The organism is Kitasatospora sp. NPDC001175 (assembly GCF_053598215.1).
Genome location: NZ_JBSFJU010000008.1, coordinates 131,050 through 151,631, shown reverse-complemented (window position 1 = coordinate 151,631; position 20,582 = coordinate 131,050). Strand labels below are relative to the sequence as shown.

Below are 20,582 nucleotides of genomic sequence, written 5' to 3'. Positions count from 1 at the left end.
CCGCCGGTCCCCGGGGGCCGGCACCCCGCGCTGCGGTCAGAGGCCGGCCAGGAAGGCGATCAGCGCCTCGTTGACCTCCTTGGGACGCTCCTGCTGGGTCCAGTGCCCGGTGTCCGGCAGCCAGACGACGTCCCGCAGGTCGGGCACGAACTCCGCGAGCCTGTCGATGCCGTCCTGGGCCGCCCGGTTGGCGACCACGACGTCCCGCTCCCCCGCCACGAGCAGGGCGGGCGGCGTGATCCGGGCCCCCTGCCATGCCGCGGTGAGCTCCCAGGAACGGTCCAGGTTGCGGTACCAGTTCAGCGGCCTGGCGAATCCGTGCTCCTCGAACTCGGCCGCGTAGAAGTCGAGGTCCTCCTCGGTGAGCCAGTCCGGCAGCACCTCCGGATCCCGGAAGATGTCCAGGAACCCGCCGCCCTCCGGCACCAACGGCACACCCGCCGCCCCGAATTCGCCCCTTCCGCCCAGGAGTCTGCGCAGGCCGGCCCGCACATCGCGCTGCAACTCCGCCTCGGGAACGCCCCGTTGCTGGAAGTACAGCATGTAGTACGCCTCCCCGAACAGGTGCCGCAGCACGGCAGTCGGCGCGGCGGTACTGCGCGGACCGGGCGGCACGGAGAGCCCGACCACACCCCGCACCAGGTCGGGACGGAACTGCGCCGAGGCCCAGGCGACCGGCGCGCCCCAGTCATGGCCCACCACCACCGCGTCCTGCGCACCGAGCGCCGGGATCAGCCCGAGCGCGTCCCCGACCAGGTGCGGGATGGTGTACTTCTCGACCTCCTCGGGCCCGCCGGTCCGCCCGTACCCGCGCTGGTCCGGCGCGACCGCGTGGTACCCGGCCTCGGCGAGGGCGGTGAGCTGGTGCCGCCAGGAGTACCAGCTCTCCGGGAAGCCGTGCAGCAGCAGGACCAGCGGGCCGGTGCCCGCCTCGGCGACATGCATGCGAAGACCGCTGGCGGACTCCACGAAGCGGTGCGAAACCTCGGTCATTCGGGATCCCTCCGGTTCACGTCAACTGACTCACTGTCAGCTGTCGTCCGCGCCCGGTCAAGCTCTCCCCCCGCCCGGCGTCCCGATCAGGCACGATGTCCCCATGGATCTCGGACTTCAGCAGAGGGTGTACGTACTGACCGGCGCCAGCCGGGGGCTCGGCCTGGCCGCCGCACGGGAACTGGTCGCCGACGGCGCCCGGGTGGTACTCGGCGGCCGGAGCAAGGAGACGCTGGACGCCGCGGTCGCCGGACTCGGCGGCCCCGGGCACGCGCACGGCGTGGTCGCCGACAACGCCGATCCCACCGCCCCCGGACGGCTGATCGCGGCGGCCAAGGAGCGCTTCGGGCGGTTCGACGGTGTACTGATCAGCGTCGGCGGCCCGACCGCCGGTCCCGTCCTGACCGCCGAGGACGAGTCCTGGCGCGACGCCTTCGAGTCGGTCTTCCTCGGCGCGCTGCGGATCGCCCGGACCGCGGCCGGCGAGTTGGATGCCGGCGGCGTGATCGGGTTCGTCCTCTCCACCTCGGTGCGCCAGCCGATCCCGGGCCTCGGCATCTCCAACGGCCTGCGGCCCGGTCTCGCGATGGCCGCCAAGTCGCTCGCCGACGAGCTGGGGCCGCGCGGCATCCGGGTACTGGGCCTGCTGCCCGCCCGGATCGACACCGACCGGGTCCGCGAACTCGACGCCGCCGGCAGCGACCCGGAAGGCGCGCGCAGGCAGTTCGAGGCCGCGATCCCGCTCGGCCGCTACGGCACACCCGAGGAGTTCGGCAAGGTCGCCGCCTTCCTGCTCTCCCCCGCCGCCTCCTACCTCACCGGCTCGATGATCGCCGTCGACGGCGGCGCCCTGCGGAACCTGTGACAGCCGAGGGGTGCGGGGAACCGCAGGAGCGGCCCAGCACCTCCGGTCCGGTTCCCCTCGGCCCCGGACGGTCCGGTCCGCCGAAGGCCTCCACAGGGGTGCGGGCGACCGGCGCGACCCCCGTGCCCCGGTGCCCGCACTTGGAACCGCCGTGCCACGGACGGGAGAAGCCGAGCGGCCCGGCCCGGGAGAGCCGCTCCCGGGCCGGGCCGCTCGCCGCGGGCCCTACTGCCGGTCGGTCTTAGTCGCCGATGCCGGCCAGGTCGCGCAGCCGACGGGCCTGCGCCGCCCGTTCGGCCGCACGCTGCTCCTCGTACGAGCGTCCGGCGGCACCCTGCAGCAGGGCCTTGGTCTCGATCACCGCACTGCGCGGGGCGGCCAGCAGCGCGGCGGCCAGGTCCTTCACCGCGTCGTCCAGTTCCGCGGCCGGTACGGCGAGGCTGGCCAGGCCGGTGGCCACGGCCTCCTCGGCGCCGACCTGGCGCCCGGTCGCGCAGATCTCCAAGGCCCTTGCATAACCGACCAGTTCGGTCAGCGGCTTGGTGCCGGCCAGGTCGGGTACCAGGCCGAGCGAGGTCTCCTTCATGGCGAACTTGACGTCCTCGGCGACCACCCGCAGGTCGCAGCCGAGCGCCAGCTGGAATCCGGCCCCGATCGCATGGCCCTGGACTGCGGCGATGCTGATCAGGTCGGGACGGCGCCACCAGGTGAAGGCCTCCTGGTACCCGGCGATGGCCGCATCCAGCTCCTTGTCCTCGGCGGCCGCCAGCTGGAGGAAGCTGGGCTCGCCGGGGATGCCCTCCGGGGTGAACATCGCCCGGTCCAGACCGGCCGAGAAGGACGTGCCCTCGGCCCTGAGCACCACCACCCGGACGGTCCCCGGCAGCGCACGGCCGACGGCGGCGAGCGCCCGCCACATCGCGGGCGACTGGGCGTTCAGCCGCTTGGGGTTGCAGAGAGTCACCACGGCGGTCCCGCCGTCGATTTCCAGCCGGACTCCGGCTTCTTCCCACTGCGGATCCGGCTCGATGGCGGGAGCGGTCATGGCGATACCTCCAGCAGACGTACAAGTGCATGAACATGCGGACGAACAGCAGAGCTACTGGAGAGTAACAAATCAAAGCCCCCACCGGACAGGACCTTGTTCACGCGACCGGGAAATACCACGCGGAAATGACGATCGGCGGTCCGGATGGCACCGGCCGCCGAATCGTCTGAAGCTGTCGGATCTGATGCTGCGCACTCGCGCGCCCTGCCGCCTCGGCGCGCTGTAAGGGTGAGCGTGCGGCACCGGCTCACTCGGTGATGGAGCGTCAGGAACCCGCTGCCGCAGTAGCCTTGTTCTTGCCGCGCGTCGCACCGCCGCGGCCCCGGAGGATCACTCCGGATTCGCTCAACATGCGGTGCACGAAGCCGTAGGAGCGACCGGTCTCCTCCGCCAGGGCGCGAATGCTCGCCCCGGAGTCGTATTTCTTCTTAAGATCGGCCGCGAGCTTCTCACGCGCGGCACCGGTCACCCGGCTGCCCTTTTTCAGAGTCTCGGCCACCCGTGCCTCCTCGTAGCTGTGCTCGGTCAGATTCCCATGATCACCCATAGCCAGGCTCCTGGCCACCCATTCGACAAGGTCGATACCGGGAAAGCGCAGTCTGCCGGTGGTGCTCACAGCGCACAAGGGCGCTCACCGTGGGTGCACGCGCCCCCATCAGATCCAGCCATCCGGGGCGAAAGAGCTGATCAGCACCATCGGCCCGCCGCTTGAACAGCGGCGGGCCGATGGTGGCAAAGGTAAACGGAATCCTCCGCTCTCTCATTCCCCGAGTTGCCGAAGGACGAGAGTTTCTACGTCGGATCGCTGATTAGGCGTCTACTTCAGGGTCAGGCCAGCGAGACCAGATCCGCATAGGCGGGGCTCCACAGGTCCTCGACGCCGTCCGGAAGCAGGATGATCCGCTCCGGCTGGAGCGCGTCGACCGCGCCCTCGTCGTGGGTGACCAGGACGACCGCGCCGGTGAAGGAGCGCAGTGCGCCCAGGATCTCCTCGCGGCTGGCCGGATCCAGGTTGTTGGTGGGCTCGTCCAGCAGCAGGACGTTGGCGCTGGAGACCACCAGCGAAGCCAGCGCGAGCCTGGTCTTCTCACCGCCGGAGAGCACCCCGGCCGGCTTGTCCACGTCGTCCCCGGAGAACAGGAAGGAACCGAGGATCTTGCGGATCTGCACCAGGTCGGTGTCCGGCGCGGCGGAGCGCATGTTCTCCAGCACCGTACGGTCCGGGTCCAGGGTCTCGTGCTCCTGGGCGTAGTAGCCGATCTTCAGACCGTGTCCCGGGAGCACCTCGCCGGTGTCCGGCTCCTCGACGCCCGCGAGCATCCGCAGCAGCGTGGTCTTGCCGGCACCGTTGAGACCGAGCACGACCACCCGGGAGCCCCGGTCGATCGCCAGGTCGACGCCGGTGAAGATCTCCAGCGAGCCGTAGGACTTGGAGAGGTCGCTGGCCGTCAGCGGAGTCTTGCCGCAGGGGGCCGGGTCCGGGAAGCGCAGCTTGGCGACCTTGTCGGACTGCCGCACCTCGTCCAGGCCGGCGAGCAGCTTCTCGGCACGGCGGGCCATGTTCTGCGCGGCGACGGTCTTGGTGGCCTTGGCGCGCATCTTGTCGGCCTGCGCGTTGAGGGTCGCGGCCTTCTTCTCCGCGTTCGTGCGCTCGCGCTTGCGGCGCTTCTCGTCGTCCTCGCGCTGCTGCTGGTACTGCTTCCAGCCCATGTTGTAGACGTCGATGCAGGAGCGGTTGGCGTCCAGGTAGAACACCTTGTTGACGACCGTCTCGACCAGGTCGACATCGTGCGAGATGACGATGAAGCCGCCCTTGTAGGTCTTCAGGAAGTCGCGCAGCCAGGCGACCGAGTCGGCGTCGAGGTGGTTGGTCGGCTCGTCCAGCAGCAGGACGTCGGCGTCCGAGAAGAGGATCCGGGCCAGCTCGACGCGGCGGCGCTGACCACCGGAGAGGGTGTGCAGCGGCTGACCGAGGATGCGGTCCGGCAGGCCGAGCGCGGCCGCGATGGTGGCGGCCTCGGCCTCGGCGGCGTACCCGCCCTTGGTGAGGAACTCGGTCTCCAGGCGCGCGTACTTCTTCATCGCGTTGTCGCGGGTGGCGCCCTTGCCGTTGGCCATCCGCTCCTCGTTCTCGCGCATCTTCTTCAGCACGGTGTCCAGGCCGCGGGCGGAGAGGATGCGGTCGCGGGCGAGGACGTCGAGGTCACCGGTGCGCGGGTCCTGCGGCAGGTAGCCGACCTCGCCGCTGCGGGTCACCGTACCGGCGGCCGGGAGGCCCTCGCCGGCCAGCACCTTGGTGAGCGTGGTCTTGCCCGCGCCGTTGCGGCCGACCAGACCGATCCGGTCACCCGGGGCGACCCGGAAGTTGGCGGACTCGATCAGGATTCGGGCACCGGCACGCAGTTCGAGGGCGTTGGCGGAAATCATGGCTGGGAGGAACTCCTGGGACGTGGGCGGGCACCTGGACCTGGACTTGACACAGGGCCGGAGCGCTTGGGACTGGGCGGCGCGCGGAGGTCGGCGTACCACCCGGAGGGGCGCGCCGGCTGCCCGCTAATGCCCGGGGGAAACAGCCATGCGGGCCAGTCTACCGGGCCCGCCGGAGAGCCTTGCTGGAATAATGCGCGACCGCCGTCCCGCCGGCCCGGGCCCGAAGCGCGCGGGCCCGCGGCGAGGACCCGCGAGGTGCGCGGGCCACCGTCCGGTCGCACGGCCGCGCACCACCCGGCGGCGGGTGTCCGGAGCCCCGGTCAGGGCTTGGAGCAGGTGCCCTCGGGCTTGACCGCGGCGAAGGGGACCTCCGGGGTGCCGCAGACCGGCTCCAGGGCGCCCTGGACGGTGTCGAAGACCCGGGTGCCCACGACCGGCCCGTCGTCGACGGCGGCACGGCGCCCGTCCAGCCGGTGCAACAGGACGCCGGGGCCGGTGTCCAGGTGCCAGTTGGGGGCGTCCAGGCGGAACCCGGTGACCAGGCCGGGCAGCGGGTGGCCCGCGCCGCCGGTGCCGGTGCCGGTGCCGGTGCCGGTGCCGGTGCAACTGCGCGGTACCAGCACCGCGTTGTCGGTGTGCACGGTGCGCAGCGGGTCGTAGAGGCACCCGGTCTGCGGTCGCGAGTTGAACCGCAGGTCGCCATCGCGGTCCCGGAAGCCCATGGCCAGCGTCGGTGTGACCACGGCGACCCAGGGCTCGGGCTCGGTGACGGTCTGCAGGGCGGCGGCCGCGCGCTCCACCTCGGTGTCACGGCGCTCGGAATCCGTCCTGGCGTCGGCGCCGGGTTCGCCGGCGGCGCGCAGCCACTCGGCGAGACCGGGCACGGCCCGGTGCCAGCGCACCGAGTGGTCGCTCGGCCGTACCGAGGTGATCATGCCGTCGTCCCAGACCACCACGGCGTTCTCCCCGGCCATCGCCATGTGCAGGGCGGTGGCGCCCTCCCGGCGGTAGGACCACAGGTGCTCGTCGGTGGTCTGGTCGTACGCCTCCAGGCCGGGGCCGACCTTGAGTTCCAGGCTGCCGGTGGCCAGCGACTGGGCGCTCACCGGGCTGGCGTCGGCGATGCCGGGCGCGTCCACCCGGTCCCCGAAGGGCACCGGCCTGTTGGCGTGCGCGGCTGCCCCGGCCCCGAGCACCAGCAGGACGGCCAGGGCTGGGAGGACGGATCGAGAGCTGAGGGGACGAACCGGCTTCCAGGACACGGCCGGAGCGTACCCTCCGCACGCGTGGCCGTCAGCCGAATGCGGCCCTCCGCTCCTGCGGGCGATCGCGGCCCGGCCGGGCCGACACACCGCGCCGACCTGCGCATCTCGCCGGGCAGCCGGGCGGGGCGGCCGCTACCGTGCGACTGCAGCGGCCGGCCGGACCGTTATAGAGGTGAGACGGGATGCGGGTCGACGATCAGGCGGAGCTGGACACCTCGCGGGTGCAGGATCGGCGCGGGATGTCCGACGGGAAGGACGGGAAGGTCGCCGTCGGGGGCGGCGCGGTCGGGCTGATCGGACGGCTGCTCGCGCTCTTCCTGAGCGTCGATCCGAGCACCCTCGGGCTCTTCCGCGACGACCGGATGCGGCGGGCCACCGGCCGGGTCAACCCCGAGAGCCGGCACCACGGATCCTCCGCCCAGCGCCGGCAGTGGTTCGGCACCGGCTACCGGACCGGGGACCTGGCGAAGTGCAACACCTTCGGGTAGGGCCCGCAACGGGACATGCACCCGATCGGTTCCGGCGATCCACCTGGATGCCACTTCTGAGTGACATGCGCATTTTCTGACGGACCGTGGGCTTAACTTCTGAATCGCGGTACTCATCCCCGTACCGCAGCCGGTACCGCCCGACACCTCCCGCACCGGCGCCGTCCCAGAGGAGAAGACCCATGCGACTCGGCCGCCTCACCCTGGCCGCCTCCGCACTGCTGCTGGCGACCACCGCGAGCGTTCCCACCGGCGCGCCACTGAGCCGGGCCGAGCGGCACGTCGCGCTCTCCTCGGGCGCGGCCCAGCCGCACCACACCGCGTCCGGGCCCGACGTCGGACGGGCTGCGCACGAGGTGCCGTTCGGCGCGTTCGTCGGCTCCTGGGACAGCTACATCCCGCAGATCGCCAAGATGGCACGCTGGCTGAACGGCGCCGACATGCAGGTCGGCCACACCTACCTGGCCGGGAACAACTGGAAGGACATCGAGGGTGAGCCGGCGATGCTCGGCCTCTGGACGCAGTGGCGCCAGGGCGACCCCCAGCGGGGGCTCGTCCTCGGCGTGCCCATGCTGGCGCCCAGCGAGGGCAACCTCGCGGACCGCGAGGTGACCCGACTGCTGGCGCGGGCGGACCGGGGCGAGTTCGACTCGCACTTCCTCCAGCTGGCCAGGCGGCTGGTGGCGCTCGGCGGCGGCGACACCGTCCTGACCCTCGGCTGGGAGATGAACGGCATCACCTACACCCACCGCTGCAAGCCCGACCCGGCCGCCTGGAAGGCGTACTGGCGGCGGATCGTCACGGTGATGCGCTCGGCCCCGGGCCAGCACTTCAAGTTCGACTTCGCGCCCACCCGCGGCCTGGACGCCATCCCGTGGACCCGCTGCTACCCCGGTGACGACGTGGTCGACATCATCGGCATGGACAGCTACGACCAGCCCGTCGGCGCCACCTTCGACGACTACGTCTCCGAGCCGTACGGGCTGCAGGACCAGGTCGAGTTCGCCGCCAAGCACGGGAAGCAGGTCTCGTACCCGGAGTGGGGGCTGTTCCGCAACGGGGACAACCCCGAGTTCGTCCGGCGGATGGTGGAGTGGATGCGCACCCATGACACCGCTTACCAGACCGTCACCGACTACTGTCCGCACGGCTTCTGGGAGTGCAACCGCAACCCACGCGCCAGCGCGGTCTTCAAGCAGCTGATGTCGGGATCGAAGGGCGCGGGCCCGCTGACCGGCAGCGGCGGCGCGACCGCCGGTGCCCGCCCGACGCCCGCGCCGTGGCCCAAGCCCACCGCGAAGCCCGGCGAGCGGCCGGGCGAGCGCCCCTCCGGGTGGCTACCCGGCTGGCCGGGCAGCGGCCACGGGGTGCCCGGGACGCGGCTCGACCCCTGGCTCGGCGGCCCCAGGCCGTCAGCTGCGCCGTCGGGCCGCTAGCGCCTCCTTCAGCCTGGGCAGCCTGGTGCCCAGCTGCCGCACCACCGCCCGGCGCACGGTCACCCGTAGTGCGCGGGCCGCTGCGAACGGCGCGAGGCGCCCGGGTCCGAGCACCAACCGCTGGTTGGACAGCTGGTCCGGGCGCCAGCGCTGCTTGTACGGCTCCTGGCCGCGCAGCAGGCTCAGCACGGGGATCTCGGCCGCCCGCACCTCGTCCAGGGCGGCGCCGAACAGCAGCCCGGCGATGTCCAGGCGCTCGCGCAGTTTCGGGTGGGCACCGTACATGTACAGGCCGCCGAAGGACGGACAGAGCAGCAGCAGGTTGATCGCGACCACCTCGCCGTCCAAGCGGAAGCGGTGCAGGGCGGCGCGGCCGGTGGCGACCAGTCCGGTGGTGGACTCGGCCAGATGTGCGGCGAAGCGCTCCCTCCGGTGCTCCGGGGTGACCCCGCGCTCCTGCCACTGCAGGAAGTGCAGCCGCAGCAGCTCCTCGATCGCCTGCGGCACCTCGTCGGGGGTGACCGAGCCGACCTCGACACCCGCCTCCGCGATCTTCCGCTGCTTGACCCGGCTGCGCTGGGCGGTCTTCCCGGGCAGCCGCTTGAACAGCTCCTCCATCGGCACCGCCGGGAGGTACTGGCAGAGCGAGTCGGGTAGCCGGTGGCGGCGGCCGCGCCAGTGCTCGAAGACCCGCTGGACGGCCGCCTGAGGGTGCACCTCGCGCAGCTCCAGGCTGTGCCAGGGGCGGCGCAGCGGGAGGGCGCGGGCGAGTTCGGCGGCCGCCAGGTCGGCGACGGCGTCGTCCAGCAGCACGTCGGTGAAGTCGACCAGGCCGCCGCCGAGGTTGGTCAGGCCGCCGAAGGGGCCGCGGCGCCGCAGGGCCGCGGCCCCGACCAGCCGTCCGTCTTGGCGCACCAGCACCACGACCAGGCGGCCCGGGCGGCCGTACTGGCGCCACCAGGAGCGCAGCCAGGCCGTGGCCTGGAACGAGGTCGCGGCGGCGCACCGCCGGGCCAGGTCGTCCCACTCCTCGGCCACCCGGTCGAGTGCGTCGTCGGTCCGCAGGACCTCGGCCCGCCAGGTGGGCGCGCCGCTCTGTACGGGGAGCGCCGCCCCACTCAGTTGTTCGGTGCTCATCGGCCTTCCCCCGCCTGTGGGGGAAGGCCGCCGGGGTTCTCGGTCATGCCGGGCTTCCTGCCTTCCGCGCCTCGACGGCCCCGGCGCCCCCGGCCCGGGTGCCGGGCGCGGAAGCCGGGGCGGGGAGGGGGACCGCGGCGGCCGGAGCGGTGGCGGGACGGCGGCGGGTCATCATGACGAGGGCGCCGACCAGGACGCCGGCGGCGGTGCCGACCGCGGTGTCCAGCTGGACGGAGGGCGAGGACGGTCCCTCCGGTGCGGCCGCCGGGGCGAGCGGGACCAGCCGAACGCCGGTCTCCTTGCTGCTCGTGTCGGCGAACGCCACCAGGGACCTGGCGACCGCGTCGGCGGCCCGGACGGCCTCCTTCGGGCGCTCGCCGGTCCCGGTGATCTCGATCACCGGCGCATCCGGCGAGGTGGTGCCCCGAACCCGCTCGGCCAACTCCGCGATGGTCTCGTCGAGTTGGGCTGCGGCGCCGGCCAGCACCTGCGGCTGTCCGGCCAGCCTCCCGTACGCCTGGGCGAAGTTGACCGCGGTGGAGCTCTCCCCCGGCCCCTGCGAGACCACCACCACGTAGGAGTTGGCGGCGTAGCTGGGGTGCGCCAGGAGGCCGTAGCCGGCCCCGGCCAGGGCGCCCAGCGGCACGGCGAGTGCCACCGGCCACCAGCGGCGGGTCAGCGCACGTGCGCTGCGGCCCAGTTCGGACATCGGTGACTCCGTGAGGTGTGAGGCGGCCCCGAAGGGCCGGGGATGGGGATGGTGCGCGGGACCGGACGGCGGCCGGCCCCGGACCGCCGCCGCGTCCCCGAGGGCTGCCGCCGCCCGGCTGGTCGGGTGTCATGACGGGACGGCGGTCGAGGGCCGCTCGGGCAGTTCCCGGCGCACCCCCGGGTCCGCGTCGGCGGTGAGACTGTCGTAGAGGCGGCCCAACCCGTCGGCGACACGGGCGATGTCGTAGTGCGCGACGGCCGGGGGCTGCGGCAGGGGGGTGCTGCGGCGGCTCCACAGTTCGCACAGGGCGGCGGTGTAGGCGGCCGCGTCCGAGGGGACGCGGGCAGCCTCGGGGGCGGCCTCGGGGCCGAGTTCCTCCAGGGCCGGGCAGGCGCTGTAGCGGACGGGCAGTCCGGCCGCGAGGCCCTCGAGGACGGCCAGCCCGAACGTTTCCTCGGTCGAGGGTGCGGCCAGGACGTCCATGGCGGTCAGGAGTTCGGGGACGTCCTCGCGCTCCCCCGGGCAGAGCAGCCGCGCTCGTACCCCGAGCCGCTTGGCCCGCCGCACCAGTGCCTCGCGCTCCGGCCCGGCACCGACCAGCAGCAGCCAGGGCTCGCGCAGCGCCGGGTGCTCCCCGGCCAGCGCGACGAGTTCGGCGAGCGTGTCGACCAGGACCTCGAAGCGTTTGCCGGGCACCAGCCGTCCCACCCCGCCGACCACCCAGGCCTGCTGCGGCAGGCCGAGCTCCGTCCTGACGATCTGCCGGACGGCAGCCCTGGAGGCGGTCGGCAGGCTGTAGCGGGCGGCCTCGACACCGTTCGGCAGCAGGTGCACCCGGTGCGGCGGGACACCCCAGGCGTCGAGCGTGCCGGCCACCTGGCGGGAGACCGCAACGGTGGTGCTGCCGAGCCGTTCGGCGAGCAGGTAGAGCACCCTGACCCCGATGGTGGTCCGGCGGCCCTCGATCACCCCGGCTTGCAGCGAGTGCTCGGTGGCGACCACCGTGCGGACCCCGGCCAGCCGGGCGGCCAGCCGCCCGTAGAGGCCGGCCCGGTAGAGATGGGTGTGCACCAGCCGGTAGTCGCCGGAGCGGATCAGCCGGATGAGTCGGGGCAGCACGGTGAGGTCGCGGTTGCCGCGCATCGCCAGGTCGTGCACCACCACGCCCTCGGCGCGCAGCGCCTCGGCGACGGCCCCGGGATCGGTCAGGGTGGCCACCTCGCAGCGGTACCGCTCGGGCAGGTGGCGCAGCAGCAGCAGGAGCTGGCGTTCGGCACCGCCGGACGCCAGGCCGGTGACGACGTGCAGCACCCTCATCGGGCGGTCCCCCGCTGCCCGCCCAGCGGGCCTCGGCGCAGTGCGCACGCCGCGTCGCGCAGCCGGTGGCGGCCCTGCTTGGCGAGCAGCCGCAGGGCGCCGTCCCGTTCCCCGACGTACGAGCGCGGCAAGGCGAACCGGCTGGTGAGCGCGCCGTGCTGGATGGCGCAGGCGTAGTGGTAGCCCGCGTCGCGGACGGCCAGGACGGCGGGCGGGTCGATCGCGCCGTACGGGTAGCAGAACCCGGTGACCGGACCGCCGACCAGCCCCTCCAGCGCGCGCCGGCTCTCCCTGGTCTGCTCGGCGAGTACGTCGGCGGGCAGTCCGGGCAGCGCCCGGTGGCTGAGGCCGTGCGAACCGATCTCCCAGCCCGCGGCGGCGAGTTCGGTGACCTCATCGACCGTCAGCAGCTGCTTGCGGGGGCCCAGCACATCCCAGCCGTTCTCGGTGCCGAGCAGGTCCGGGACGACGTAGGCGGTCGCGGTGAACCCGTGCGCACGCAGGATCGGGACGGCCTGTCCGGCGAAGTCGGCGTAGCCGTCGTCGAAGGTCAGGCCGACCAGCCGCGCCGCCCGGCCGGCGGCCCGGGCCCGCAACAGTTCCCGGACGCTGACGCCCCGCCTGCCGGTGCGGGCCAGCCACTCCATCTGGGCGGCGAACCGGTCGGGGCTGACGGTGAGCCGGTAGGGGTCCTCCTCCTCGTCGGCCACCGAGTGGTACATCAGGATCCAGGGCGCGGCCGTGGTTCTCTCGGCCGGTGCCGGGAGATGCGGTAGCCGGGTGTCAGCGTCCATGGGGCAGCTTCCCTTCAGCGGCCGGGTTCGGGCACAGGGCCCGGACGAGGGCGAGCACGGGGCCGCGGACCTCGGCGGCGCCGAACGCGGTGCCGAGCACGGCGAAGACGAGGAGCACGCAGCCGCCGCCGAACAGGGTGGACAGCAGCGGGTCGGCGGTCAGCGCGCCGGCCGCGGTACCCGCGGCGGCGGCGCCGACGGCGGCGGCCAGCAGCCGGGCCTGGCCGCCGAGCACCCGGGGCAGCCGCAGGGCGATACCGCGCGGCGGCAGCCCGCGCAGCAGCAGCGCGGCGGTGGCGGTGATCCCGGCGGCGTTGCCCGCGGCGATGCCCAGGGCACCGGTACGGGGAACGGCGACGAGTCCGACGCCGATGGTGACCAGCAGTCCGAAGGCCATCGCGGCGACCGGGTACCAGTCGAGCAGGGTGACCGAGCCGGGGGCCGGGAGGGCCCGGCGGTGCCGAGAGCGACAAGCGACAGGCGACGCAGGAGCGCCGGAGTGCGGAGCGTCGGCGCCGGGCCCGAGGACCCGGCGGCCCCAGAGGACGAGGTCCCTGATGCCGGGCTCCCGGCCCGCCGGCGTCGCGGTCGAGCGGTGCGGCAGCCACCGGCGGTTCCCGGCGTGGCCGTTGTACGGCTCGTCGGCGCGCCGGACCACCGGGCGCACCGAGAAGTACGGCCGGACCATCACACCGACCAGCGCCTGGGCGGGCAGTCCGAGGCCGTAGACCCGCATCACGGCGGCGGTGGCGGCGGTGTCGTGCGGGCCGAAGGCGCCGCGCTCGAACAGCAGCGAGACCACCGAGGGCGCACAGGCCATCAGGCAGGCGGTGCCGGCCAGAACCACCGCGGCGGCCTGGCCCAGATCCTTCTCAACCCGGTCCCTGGCCGCCGTCAGGTCACCGGCCGCGAGCGCCCTCGCAACCAGCGGGAAGGTCACGGTACAGATCAACACAGCAGCGGTCATGGCGAGTTGGGAGACCTTGGCCGCGTAGTTGAGGTGCGAGATGGTGCCCGGCGGCAGGCCGGAGCCGAGGCAGCGCTCGATGAAGACCTGGGCCTGCCGGGTGAGGGTGAATGCGGCGACCGGCAGCAGCGCGAGCGGGATCAACACCAGCGGGGCCGGCCCCCGGTGGCGCCCCGGCCTGCGGCCCTGGCGCAGCCGGCGGCGGAACGGCCCGATCAGCACCCCGGCCATCAGCAGGCTGCCGAGCGCCACCCCGGCGGCGGCCGAGCGGACCCCGAGCGTCGCGTGGCAGGTGAGCAGCACGGTGAGGATGCCCAGGTTGTACGCGACGTAGATGGCGGCGGGTGCGGTGAAGCGGTGGTGGGCGCGCAGGGCGGAGCCCAGGTACCCGGCGAGACCGAAGGGCAGGACGGTGCAGGCGGTGATCCGGGTGCAGGTGACGGCGAGGCCCGGGTCGGCGAGGCCCGGGGCGAGCAGCCCGACCAGCCAGGGGGCGCCCAGGGCGACGATGGCGGTCAGGGTGCACAGTGCCAGCAGCAGCCAGGGCAGGGTGGACCGGATCAGCCGGCGGACCGGGTCGGCCTGGTCGGGCCGCTCCTCACGCAGCACCAGGGCGAGGCTGAAGGCGGGCACCATCAGGAAGGCCATGGCGTCCTCGATCAGCAGCGGCGCCGCCGTCTCGGGGACCGTCCAGGCGACCAGGAAGGCGTCGGTGCCCTGGTTGGCCCCGAAGTAGCGGGCCAGCAGCAGGTCGCGCAACAGCCCGAGGGCGGAACCGGCGGCGCTGAGCAGGGCGGTGACCCCGAAGGCCCGGGCCAGGAAGCCGGCCCGGGCAGGAGGGTGCGGGGTGGTGCTACCGCCCTTGCGGGCGGGCGGCGGCGCGGGGGTCAGCGGGGCGGCCAGGGCCCTCGGCTGCTCCCTCGTCATGGGCGCACCCCCGAGGAGGCGGCCGCGGGTGCATCGTCAACGGCCGGCTGCGGCGCTGGACTTGGCAGTAGCGCCGCCGTACCGCTCTCGTCGGGGCCGGCGAGAGCGGTCCGGGCGGCGAGGCCGAGGACGACCGAGGTGAGCACGGTGGTCGCCCCGCCGATGTCGCCGTACAGGAAGTCGACCAGGACCCAGACCAGCAGGGCGAGCGCGGCCAGACCCGCTCCCCCGTCCGGCTCCGGATGCCGACCGCCGCAGGCGTGGCGGAGGCAGCCGATCAGCAGGGCCAGGAAGAGGGCGGCGTACGCGAGCATGCCGACCAGGCCCTGCTCGCTGAGGACCAGCAGGTACATGTTGTGCGGGGACAGCAGGGGTTCGCGCTGGAAGCCGATGGTGGCGTCGGCGGTGTCGCTGCCGGATGACAGCCTCAACGGGGCGTGGCTGTCGCGCAGTTGCTGGAAGGCCTTGGGCCCGGCGCCGGTGACGGGGCGGTCCTGCCAGATCCGCAAGGCGGTGGCCCAGAGGTCGTAGCGGTCGCTGACGGACTGGTCGGGCGCGGCGGAGACCGAGCCGATACTGGAGAGCCGCTGGGTGACGCCGTCGGAGCCGATGCCGATTCCGCAGACCAGGACGGTGCCGGCGGCCAGCCCCAACAGGGCGGCGCGGACGGCCAGTCGGGCGTCGGCCCGCAGCACCAGCACGGTGGCGGCGGCGGCACAGGCGATCCAGCTGCCCCGGCTGAAGGAGACGGCCAGCGGGAAGGTGAGGAAGGCGGCGGCGGCGAACATGGCCAGCCGCAGCGGGCGGTTTCCGTCGGGCCCGCGTTCGGCGAGGCCCAGGGCGAGGGCGGCTAGCAGACCGAAGCTGACCACGGTGGACATCGCCATGATGTCGAGGGCGCCGAAGGTGCCGACCGCGCGGATCGGCAGGCCGGTGTAGGAGGCACCGGTCCTGGTCAGGTACTGGTTCGCGCCGACCGCTCCCTCGACCAGCGCGGCCAGCACGAGGGAACCGAGGATCAGCCGCTGGTCGAAGCGGTCGCGCAGGGCATTGAGTACGCAGGCGGGCACCAGCACGAAGACCTGGACCAGCCGGACGAAGCCGGTGAGGCTGGCGGCCGGGTCGATCGAGGTGACGGTGGCGACGGCGGCCGCGCAGACCACCGCTCCGAACAGTGCGCAGGCAGTACGACTGAGCACGGGGGCACGGCCGCGCAGCAACTCGACGGTGGTCCAGCCGACCAGGGCGAGCGAGGCCACATCGGCCGCGGTGACGTGGACGGCGGCGGTGACGTCCTTCTCCCCGCCGGGTACGCAGACCAGCAGCACGGTGGCGGCGGCCACCAGGCTGGGCCGGGTGATCAGGGCACCCCGGGCGGTCCGTAAGGCCGGCCGCACCGGTTCCCCGGGCGCCCGGGTCAGCGCGAGGGCCATCGTCAACTCCCGTCCGGGTGGAGCAGCAGGACGGCGGTACGGAGCAGGATCTTGGTGTCCAGCCAGAGGCTCCAGCCCTCGATGTACCGGTTGTCGTAGCGGGCCCGGTCCTCGATCGAGGTGTCCCCGCGCAGGCCGTTGACCTGGGCGAGGCCGGTGAGCCCGACCGGGACGCGGTGGCGGTCGGCGTACTCGGGATAGGCCTGGCCGAACCGCATGACGAAGTACGGGCGTTCGGGGCGCGGTCCGACCAGGCTCATGTCGCCGCGCAGCACGTTCCACAGCTGCGGCAGTTCGTCCAGCGAGGTGCGGCGCAGCAGGCGGCCGACGGTGCCCATCCGGTGGTCCTGGGAGATGTTCCAGCGGGTGGCCGACTCGTGCTCACTACTGGGGCGCAGGGTACGGAACTTGAGCAGGGTGAAGGACTTTCCATCGAGTCCGGTGCGCTGCTGGCGGAACAGGACCCCGGGCCCGGTGTCGAAGCGGACGGCCAGGGCGCAGGCGGCCAGCACGGGGGAGAGCGCGATCAGGCTGAGGCCGGCGGCGAGGATGTCCAGCCCCCGCTTGACCGGCCAGCCCCGGCGGCGCAGCGCCGGGCGGCCGAGCTTGAGGCAGGGGAAGCCCCAGAGCTGGTCACGGTCGGACCCGGTCACCGAGCCGTACTCGCGCAGTGCGGGGACCAGCCAGATGTGGCAGCCGAGCCGGGCGGCCTCGCGGAGCGCGGCGGCGGTCTCGGCCTCGTCGGCGGCGCCCTCGGTCGCGACCACGTGGTGGATGCGGTGGCGCCGGATCTCGCGCTCGAGCACCTCGCGCCCGCCGAGGACGGGCAGTTTGGCGTCCGGGCCGAGCAGGACGGGGTCGGCGTCGAGGAAGCCGACCGGGCGCAGTCCGTACTCGCGGTGCTCGATCAGGACGGCTGCGACCCGCTGGCCGAGCTGGCCCGCGCCGAGCACCAGGGTGGGGCTCGGGCGGCGGCCGCGGGCGCGGCGCAGCTGGCGGTAGACCAGCGCCCGGCCGCCGGAGGCGAACAGGATCAGGGCGGCCAGGGTGGCTAGCAGGCGCAGCGGGTGTGCGGCGGCGACGTCGGGCAGGCCCTCCAAGCAGGCGGAGAGGGTGACCGCGAAGGCCAGCGCGACGGTGGCCCGGGCGGCCAGCGCGGGGAGTTCGTCGAGAGCGGAGAGGGTGAGCCTGGTGCGGTAGAGGCCGGCGGCGAGGTTGAGCGGAAGCAGCAGGGGCAGCACGGCGACCGCGCCGAGCAGGGGTTGTCCGGTGCGGTCGGCGGTGAAGCCGGTGGCGGCGCAGACCGCGAGAGTGTCGGCGGCCAGCAGCGCGCCGGGAACCACGGCCCGGGAGCGGAGTGCTCGGCGGTGGCGTCCGACCGCCGCGGAGGAGCGGGCCTGGGCGGTCCGGGCGGGGCGGTCGAGGATGGCGGCGCCGGTCCGCCGGGAGTTCGGCAGCGGGCGCCCCGGTCGCGGCACGCTCTCGTGGTCAATGGTCATCAGCGCACGAACTCCCTGTTGTGGGACCGCCTTTGACAGGCTGTGCGGCCGCTCTGGCAGGACGGCCGGACCGGCAACCGCATCGGCGCGGACATCCCGGCTCGATGGATCCGGCTCGGGTGACGCCTGCCGCCGAGAGTGGATTTCGGCCCATTCCCAGACCGCCTTCCGAAAGACCGGCGACTGGAAAAGGAAACGAGACAGGCAAAATCAGACAATGCCGAACAGCGGCTTGGCTGCAGAGGATTGGCTTGCCATTTCATTCCACCCGCCCATTAATCAGACTTTCGCATTTGGACCCTCGTTCGCATGGTCAAGGAGCGAACACGGCGACACCGCCACGGCAAGCGTCCACAGCCTGAGAAACGATCAGGCACCGTCCGGGACACGGGCAGTTGGGCACGGCAAGCGCGACCGGCCGGACGCATCCGGGAATTCCGCAGCCGAAATTGTTCGATAGAGCTCCGCCACTCGCCCCACCATCGATCGCACGTCATGGCGACCGATCACATGTTCCCTGGCTGCCACCCCAATCCGTTCGCATTCAATTAGATCATCGAGCGACTCGGACAATCGCCGGGCGAGTTCCGTCGGATTCTCCGGTGGAACCAGTCCGCGCGCCGACTGCGCCGGCGGCAGCGACTCCCGGGCCCCCGGCACGTCCGTCAGCAACACCGGGCGGCCCGTCGCCATCGCCTCCAGCGGCGCCAGCGCCATGCCCTCCCAGCGCGACGGCAGCACCACCAGATCGGCGGCGGCCAGCCAGGGCCTGGGGTCAGCCACGTCCCCCGCCAGCCGCACCCGGGACGGGTCCGGCAGGGTGCGGACCAGGTCGGCCAGCGCGGTGGCGTCCGGGCCGCCGCCAACCAGGGCCAGCCTCGCCTCCGGCAGTCGCTCGGCCACGCCCGGCCAGGCCGCCAGCAGCACGTCCTGGCCCTTCTGGCGGCAGAGCCGGCCGAGGCAGACCGCGAGCGGGGCGTCCAGGTCCAGGCCGAGCGACATCCGGGCGGCGCGGCGGGCCGCCCGGTCGGCCAAGGCGTGGTGCCGGACGTCCACCCCGTTCGGGACCACCCGCCAGTGCGCCCGCAGCCCGGCCGCCTCGCCGTCCAGCCGCTCCCGCTCGCTCACACAGAGCACCGCGTCGGCCCAGCGGGTCGCGTACCGCTCCCAGCGCTGGGTGGCCGCGGCGAGCACGCCCTCGACGGCCGCGAAGGACCAGGCGTGCGGCTGGAAGACCGTCGGCACCGCCCCCCGGATCGCCAGCCGGCCTGCCAACCCGGCCTTGGCGCTGTGCAGATGGACCACGTCGGGCGCCGCGGCCCGGACGATCCGGCGCAGCCGCCACACCTCCGCCGGCGTCCCCGGACCGGGCGAGCGCGTGGCCGGCCAGTCCAGCACCAGCGCCCCCGCCGCCGTCGCCTCGGCGGCCAGCCGGCCGACCCGCGGGCAGGCCACCAGCACTCTGCAGCCCGCCTCGCGCTGCCCGCGGACCAGGTCCACCACCACCCGGGCGACGCCGCCGTCTACCGGCTGGGAGATGTGAAGGATCGTCATATGCACGGCGGCGAGCCTAGGTTGGCGCCAAGCCGTACTCCGGGCGGTATCACCCGGGACGGGGAACGCAATCACCCGTACGGCTCAGCGGCCGTACGGGCATGCGACCACCCTCCGGAAGCACCGCGGGCCGGCCCCCGAGGGCTTCCGGCAGCGGTGCCCCCGGTGACACCCGAAGCCCCGCCCGTGGTGCCCGGGAGACGCCGGGTTTCAGGCGACTTCGGTGGCGAGGCGGGCGAGGACCTCGTCGTGGATGCGGTTGAGGCCCTTGGGGGCGAAGGTCCGCTCGAAGAAGCCGCCGATGCCGCCCGCGCCCTGCCAAACCGTCTCGACCAGCACCTTGGCCTGACCCGCGCCGGCCGCCGTGACGGTCCAGGTGGTCACCATCGAGGAGTTGGCGTCGGACTCGACCAGCTTGAGCGGCGCCGGCTCGGTGACGTTGAACAGGCAGTCCCGGACCCGCTTCTCGGTGGCCTGGAGCTTCCAGTGCACCTGGGTGCCCGCGCCCCGGCCGCCCGCCCTGACCTCGTACTCGCTGTACTGCGCTGGCAGCAGCTTCGGCCGGGTGACGGCGTAGTCAGCCAGCGCCTCGTACACCCGCTCCGGGGACGCCTGGTAGACCCGCTCGGTGGCGGCGTACACCTGACCCATGACCTGCTCTCCTCCGACTGTGTGGCAACGCTCGCAACGCTCTGCGGCCAGCTCCGATATCGGGCCCAAGCCAACCACCGCTCACCCGAGCTACCAAAACCGGGACCCCGTCCGCCGGCCACCGGGTTAGGGTGGCCGATGTGCTTACCGAGGTGACTGCGATCCGCTACCTGAACCCCTTGCGGGCCGGCGGCTCCGTACCGGGGATCGTCGAGGCCGACGACCTCGGGACGTACGTGGTCAAGTTCACGGGTGCCGCGCAGGGCCGCAAGGCGCTGGTCGCCGAGGTGATCGTCGGCGAACTGGCCAGGCGGCTCGGCCTGCGGGTGCCCGAGCTGGTCCTGGTGGACTTCGACCCGGCGGTCGCCGCCGAGGAACCGGACGCCGAGATCCAGGACATGCTGCGCGCCAGTGTCGGCCACAACCTCGGCATGGACTACCTGCCGGGCGCCCGCGACTTCGATCCGGAGGGCGGCGCCGGTGGCAAACCGCCGATGGTGGACGTCCACCCCGTCGAGGCCGGGCAGGTGGTCTGGCTGGACGCGCTGACCGGCAACGTCGACCGCAGCGTCCACAACCCCAATCTGATGGTCTGGCACGGCCGGCTCTGGCTGATCGACAACGGCGCCGGGCTGATCTTCCATCACCGCTGGTCCGGCGCGCACGCCTCGCTGCTCAAGCGCTACGACCTGAGCAACCACGCGCTCGCCGGCTTCGCCCCGGACGTGCCCGCCGCCGACGCCCGGCTCGCCCCGCTGGTGACCCCGGAACTGCTGCGCGAAGTGGTCGCGTCGGTCCCCGGGCAGTGGCTGGCCGACGAGCCGGGGTTCGGGTCGGTCGACGAGGTCAGGGAGGCCTACGTCCGCCACCTGGCCGCGCGGGCCCGGCAGTCGGCGGCCTGGCTGCCGGAGGGGTTCGCCACCCCCGAACAGCTGCGGCGGACCGAGGCGGAGCGCGCCGCCGCGACCCGGGCGGGGCGCCCTGCCTGGCTCAGGCACGTGCCCGACCTGCACGGCAAGCCGTCGGCCGCACCGGACTGGAGCCGGCACGTCGACTGACGGGCTTG

The 20,582-nt window shown here is 73.4% G+C and carries 17 protein-coding genes and 1 pseudogene; 4 read left to right on the top strand and 14 right to left on the bottom strand.

What is annotated here, in order from left to right; genetic code table 11:
- Positions 1–36: 36 nt before the first annotated feature.
- Positions 37–993, bottom strand: a complete 957-nt coding sequence (locus ACWDAK_RS08955) for an alpha/beta fold hydrolase (RefSeq protein WP_427394882.1) — start codon at positions 991–993, stop codon at positions 37–39.
- Between the two features lie 103 nt (positions 994–1,096).
- On the opposite strand from ACWDAK_RS08955, the gene ACWDAK_RS08950 reads away from it, so the two are divergent.
- Complete coding sequence (locus ACWDAK_RS08950) at positions 1,097–1,858, top strand: SDR family oxidoreductase (RefSeq protein WP_344635379.1); 762 nt, start codon at positions 1,097–1,099, stop codon at positions 1,856–1,858.
- Positions 1,859–2,099: 241 nt separating this feature from the next.
- On the opposite strand, the gene ACWDAK_RS08945 is transcribed toward ACWDAK_RS08950, so the two are convergent.
- The 4 genes from ACWDAK_RS08945 to ACWDAK_RS08930 all read right to left on the bottom strand — a co-directional run bounded on the left by ACWDAK_RS08945 (position 2,100) and on the right by ACWDAK_RS08930 (position 6,598).
- A complete protein-coding gene (locus tag ACWDAK_RS08945) occupies positions 2,100–2,903 on the bottom strand; it encodes an enoyl-CoA hydratase/isomerase family protein (protein ID WP_344635378.1) in 804 nt (267 codons plus the stop codon).
- A 268-nt stretch (positions 2,904–3,171) separates the two neighbouring features.
- A complete protein-coding gene (locus ACWDAK_RS08940; RefSeq protein WP_030285640.1) occupies positions 3,172–3,405 on the bottom strand; it encodes a helix-turn-helix domain-containing protein in 234 nt (77 codons plus the stop codon).
- Positions 3,406–3,734: 329 nt separating this feature from the next.
- Positions 3,735–5,333, bottom strand: coding sequence for an ABC-F family ATP-binding cassette domain-containing protein (locus ACWDAK_RS08935; protein WP_344635377.1), 1,599 nt, complete (start codon positions 5,331–5,333; stop codon positions 3,735–3,737).
- 323 nt (positions 5,334–5,656) lie between these two features.
- Positions 5,657–6,598, bottom strand: coding sequence for a PQQ-binding-like beta-propeller repeat protein (locus ACWDAK_RS08930; RefSeq protein ID WP_427394881.1), 942 nt, complete (start codon positions 6,596–6,598; stop codon positions 5,657–5,659).
- Between the two features lie 356 nt (positions 6,599–6,954).
- Here ACWDAK_RS08930 and ACWDAK_RS08925 point away from each other — a divergent pair.
- A pseudogene (locus ACWDAK_RS08925) lies at positions 6,955–7,089 on the top strand (neutral zinc metallopeptidase); the annotation flags it as partial.
- A 182-nt stretch (positions 7,090–7,271) separates the two neighbouring features.
- Positions 7,272–8,525 (top strand): glycoside hydrolase family 26 protein, encoded by a 1,254-nt coding sequence (locus ACWDAK_RS08920; RefSeq protein ID WP_427394880.1) that lies wholly within the window; start codon positions 7,272–7,274, stop codon positions 8,523–8,525.
- Here ACWDAK_RS08920 and ACWDAK_RS08915 read toward each other — a convergent pair.
- The 9 genes from ACWDAK_RS08915 to ACWDAK_RS08875 form a co-directional block, all read right to left on the bottom strand.
- The gene (locus ACWDAK_RS08915) at positions 8,502–9,662 is read right to left on the bottom strand and encodes a GNAT family N-acetyltransferase (protein WP_427394879.1); all 1,161 of its coding nucleotides are present in this window, start codon (positions 9,660–9,662) and stop codon (positions 8,502–8,504) included. The genes ACWDAK_RS08920 and ACWDAK_RS08915 overlap by 24 nt on opposite strands.
- Positions 9,663–9,705: 43 nt before the next feature.
- Positions 9,706–10,371, bottom strand: coding sequence for a YveK family protein (locus ACWDAK_RS08910; RefSeq protein ID WP_344635373.1), 666 nt, complete (start codon positions 10,369–10,371; stop codon positions 9,706–9,708).
- 129 nt (positions 10,372–10,500) lie between these two features.
- Complete coding sequence (locus tag ACWDAK_RS08905; RefSeq protein WP_344635372.1) at positions 10,501–11,691, bottom strand: glycosyltransferase; 1,191 nt, start codon at positions 11,689–11,691, stop codon at positions 10,501–10,503.
- Positions 11,688–12,485, bottom strand: a complete 798-nt coding sequence (locus tag ACWDAK_RS08900; protein ID WP_344635371.1) for a polysaccharide deacetylase family protein — start codon at positions 12,483–12,485, stop codon at positions 11,688–11,690. The genes ACWDAK_RS08905 and ACWDAK_RS08900 overlap by 4 nt, the downstream gene beginning before the upstream one ends.
- Positions 12,475–14,379, bottom strand: a complete 1,905-nt coding sequence (locus ACWDAK_RS08895; RefSeq protein ID WP_344635370.1) for a lipid II flippase MurJ — start codon at positions 14,377–14,379, stop codon at positions 12,475–12,477. Before ACWDAK_RS08895 ends, ACWDAK_RS08900 begins: the two co-directional genes overlap by 11 nt.
- Positions 14,376–15,812, bottom strand: a complete 1,437-nt coding sequence (locus ACWDAK_RS08890) for an O-antigen ligase family protein (protein WP_344635369.1) — start codon at positions 15,810–15,812, stop codon at positions 14,376–14,378. The genes ACWDAK_RS08895 and ACWDAK_RS08890 overlap by 4 nt, the downstream gene beginning before the upstream one ends.
- Positions 15,813–15,814: 2 nt before the next feature.
- Complete coding sequence (locus ACWDAK_RS08885) at positions 15,815–17,311, bottom strand: sugar transferase (protein ID WP_344635368.1); 1,497 nt, start codon at positions 17,309–17,311, stop codon at positions 15,815–15,817.
- A 369-nt stretch (positions 17,312–17,680) separates the two neighbouring features.
- A complete protein-coding gene (locus ACWDAK_RS08880) occupies positions 17,681–18,865 on the bottom strand; it encodes a glycosyltransferase (protein WP_427394878.1) in 1,185 nt (394 codons plus the stop codon).
- A gap of 210 nt (positions 18,866–19,075) precedes the next feature.
- A complete protein-coding gene (locus ACWDAK_RS08875) occupies positions 19,076–19,516 on the bottom strand; it encodes an SRPBCC family protein (protein WP_344635366.1) in 441 nt (146 codons plus the stop codon).
- Between the two features lie 140 nt (positions 19,517–19,656).
- Between ACWDAK_RS08875 and ACWDAK_RS08870 the strand changes: the two genes are divergently transcribed.
- Positions 19,657–20,574 (top strand): HipA family kinase, encoded by a 918-nt coding sequence (locus tag ACWDAK_RS08870; protein ID WP_427394877.1) that lies wholly within the window; start codon positions 19,657–19,659, stop codon positions 20,572–20,574.
- Positions 20,575–20,582: the final 8 nt, after the last annotated feature.

Excerpts from the sequence above, each read along its gene's own strand:
- ACWDAK_RS08950 (WP_344635379.1), top strand. The coding sequence starts at position 1,097 with ATGGATCTCGGACTTCAGCAGAGGGTGTACGTACTGACCGGCGCCAGC.
- ACWDAK_RS08890 (WP_344635369.1), bottom strand. The coding sequence starts at position 15,812 with ATGGCCCTCGCGCTGACCCGGGCGCCCGGGGAACCGGTGCGGCCGGCC.
- ACWDAK_RS08895 (WP_344635370.1), bottom strand. The coding sequence starts at position 14,379 with ATGACGAGGGAGCAGCCGAGGGCCCTGGCCGCCCCGCTGACCCCCGCG.
- ACWDAK_RS08905 (WP_344635372.1), bottom strand. The coding sequence starts at position 11,691 with ATGAGGGTGCTGCACGTCGTCACCGGCCTGGCGTCCGGCGGTGCCGAA.
- ACWDAK_RS08910 (WP_344635373.1), bottom strand. The coding sequence starts at position 10,371 with ATGTCCGAACTGGGCCGCAGCGCACGTGCGCTGACCCGCCGCTGGTGG.
- ACWDAK_RS08885 (WP_344635368.1), bottom strand. The coding sequence starts at position 17,311 with ATGACCATTGACCACGAGAGCGTGCCGCGACCGGGGCGCCCGCTGCCG.
- ACWDAK_RS08900 (WP_344635371.1), bottom strand. The coding sequence starts at position 12,485 with ATGGACGCTGACACCCGGCTACCGCATCTCCCGGCACCGGCCGAGAGA.
- ACWDAK_RS08880 (WP_427394878.1), bottom strand. The coding sequence starts at position 18,865 with ATGACGATCCTTCACATCTCCCAGCCGGTAGACGGCGGCGTCGCCCGG.
- ACWDAK_RS08875 (WP_344635366.1), bottom strand. The coding sequence starts at position 19,516 with ATGGGTCAGGTGTACGCCGCCACCGAGCGGGTCTACCAGGCGTCCCCG.
- ACWDAK_RS08920 (WP_427394880.1), top strand. The coding sequence starts at position 7,272 with ATGCGACTCGGCCGCCTCACCCTGGCCGCCTCCGCACTGCTGCTGGCG.
- ACWDAK_RS08915 (WP_427394879.1), bottom strand. The coding sequence starts at position 9,662 with ATGAGCACCGAACAACTGAGTGGGGCGGCGCTCCCCGTACAGAGCGGC.
- ACWDAK_RS08955 (WP_427394882.1), bottom strand. The coding sequence starts at position 993 with ATGACCGAGGTTTCGCACCGCTTCGTGGAGTCCGCCAGCGGTCTTCGC.
- ACWDAK_RS08935 (WP_344635377.1), bottom strand. The coding sequence starts at position 5,333 with ATGATTTCCGCCAACGCCCTCGAACTGCGTGCCGGTGCCCGAATCCTG.
- ACWDAK_RS08945 (WP_344635378.1), bottom strand. The coding sequence starts at position 2,903 with ATGACCGCTCCCGCCATCGAGCCGGATCCGCAGTGGGAAGAAGCCGGA.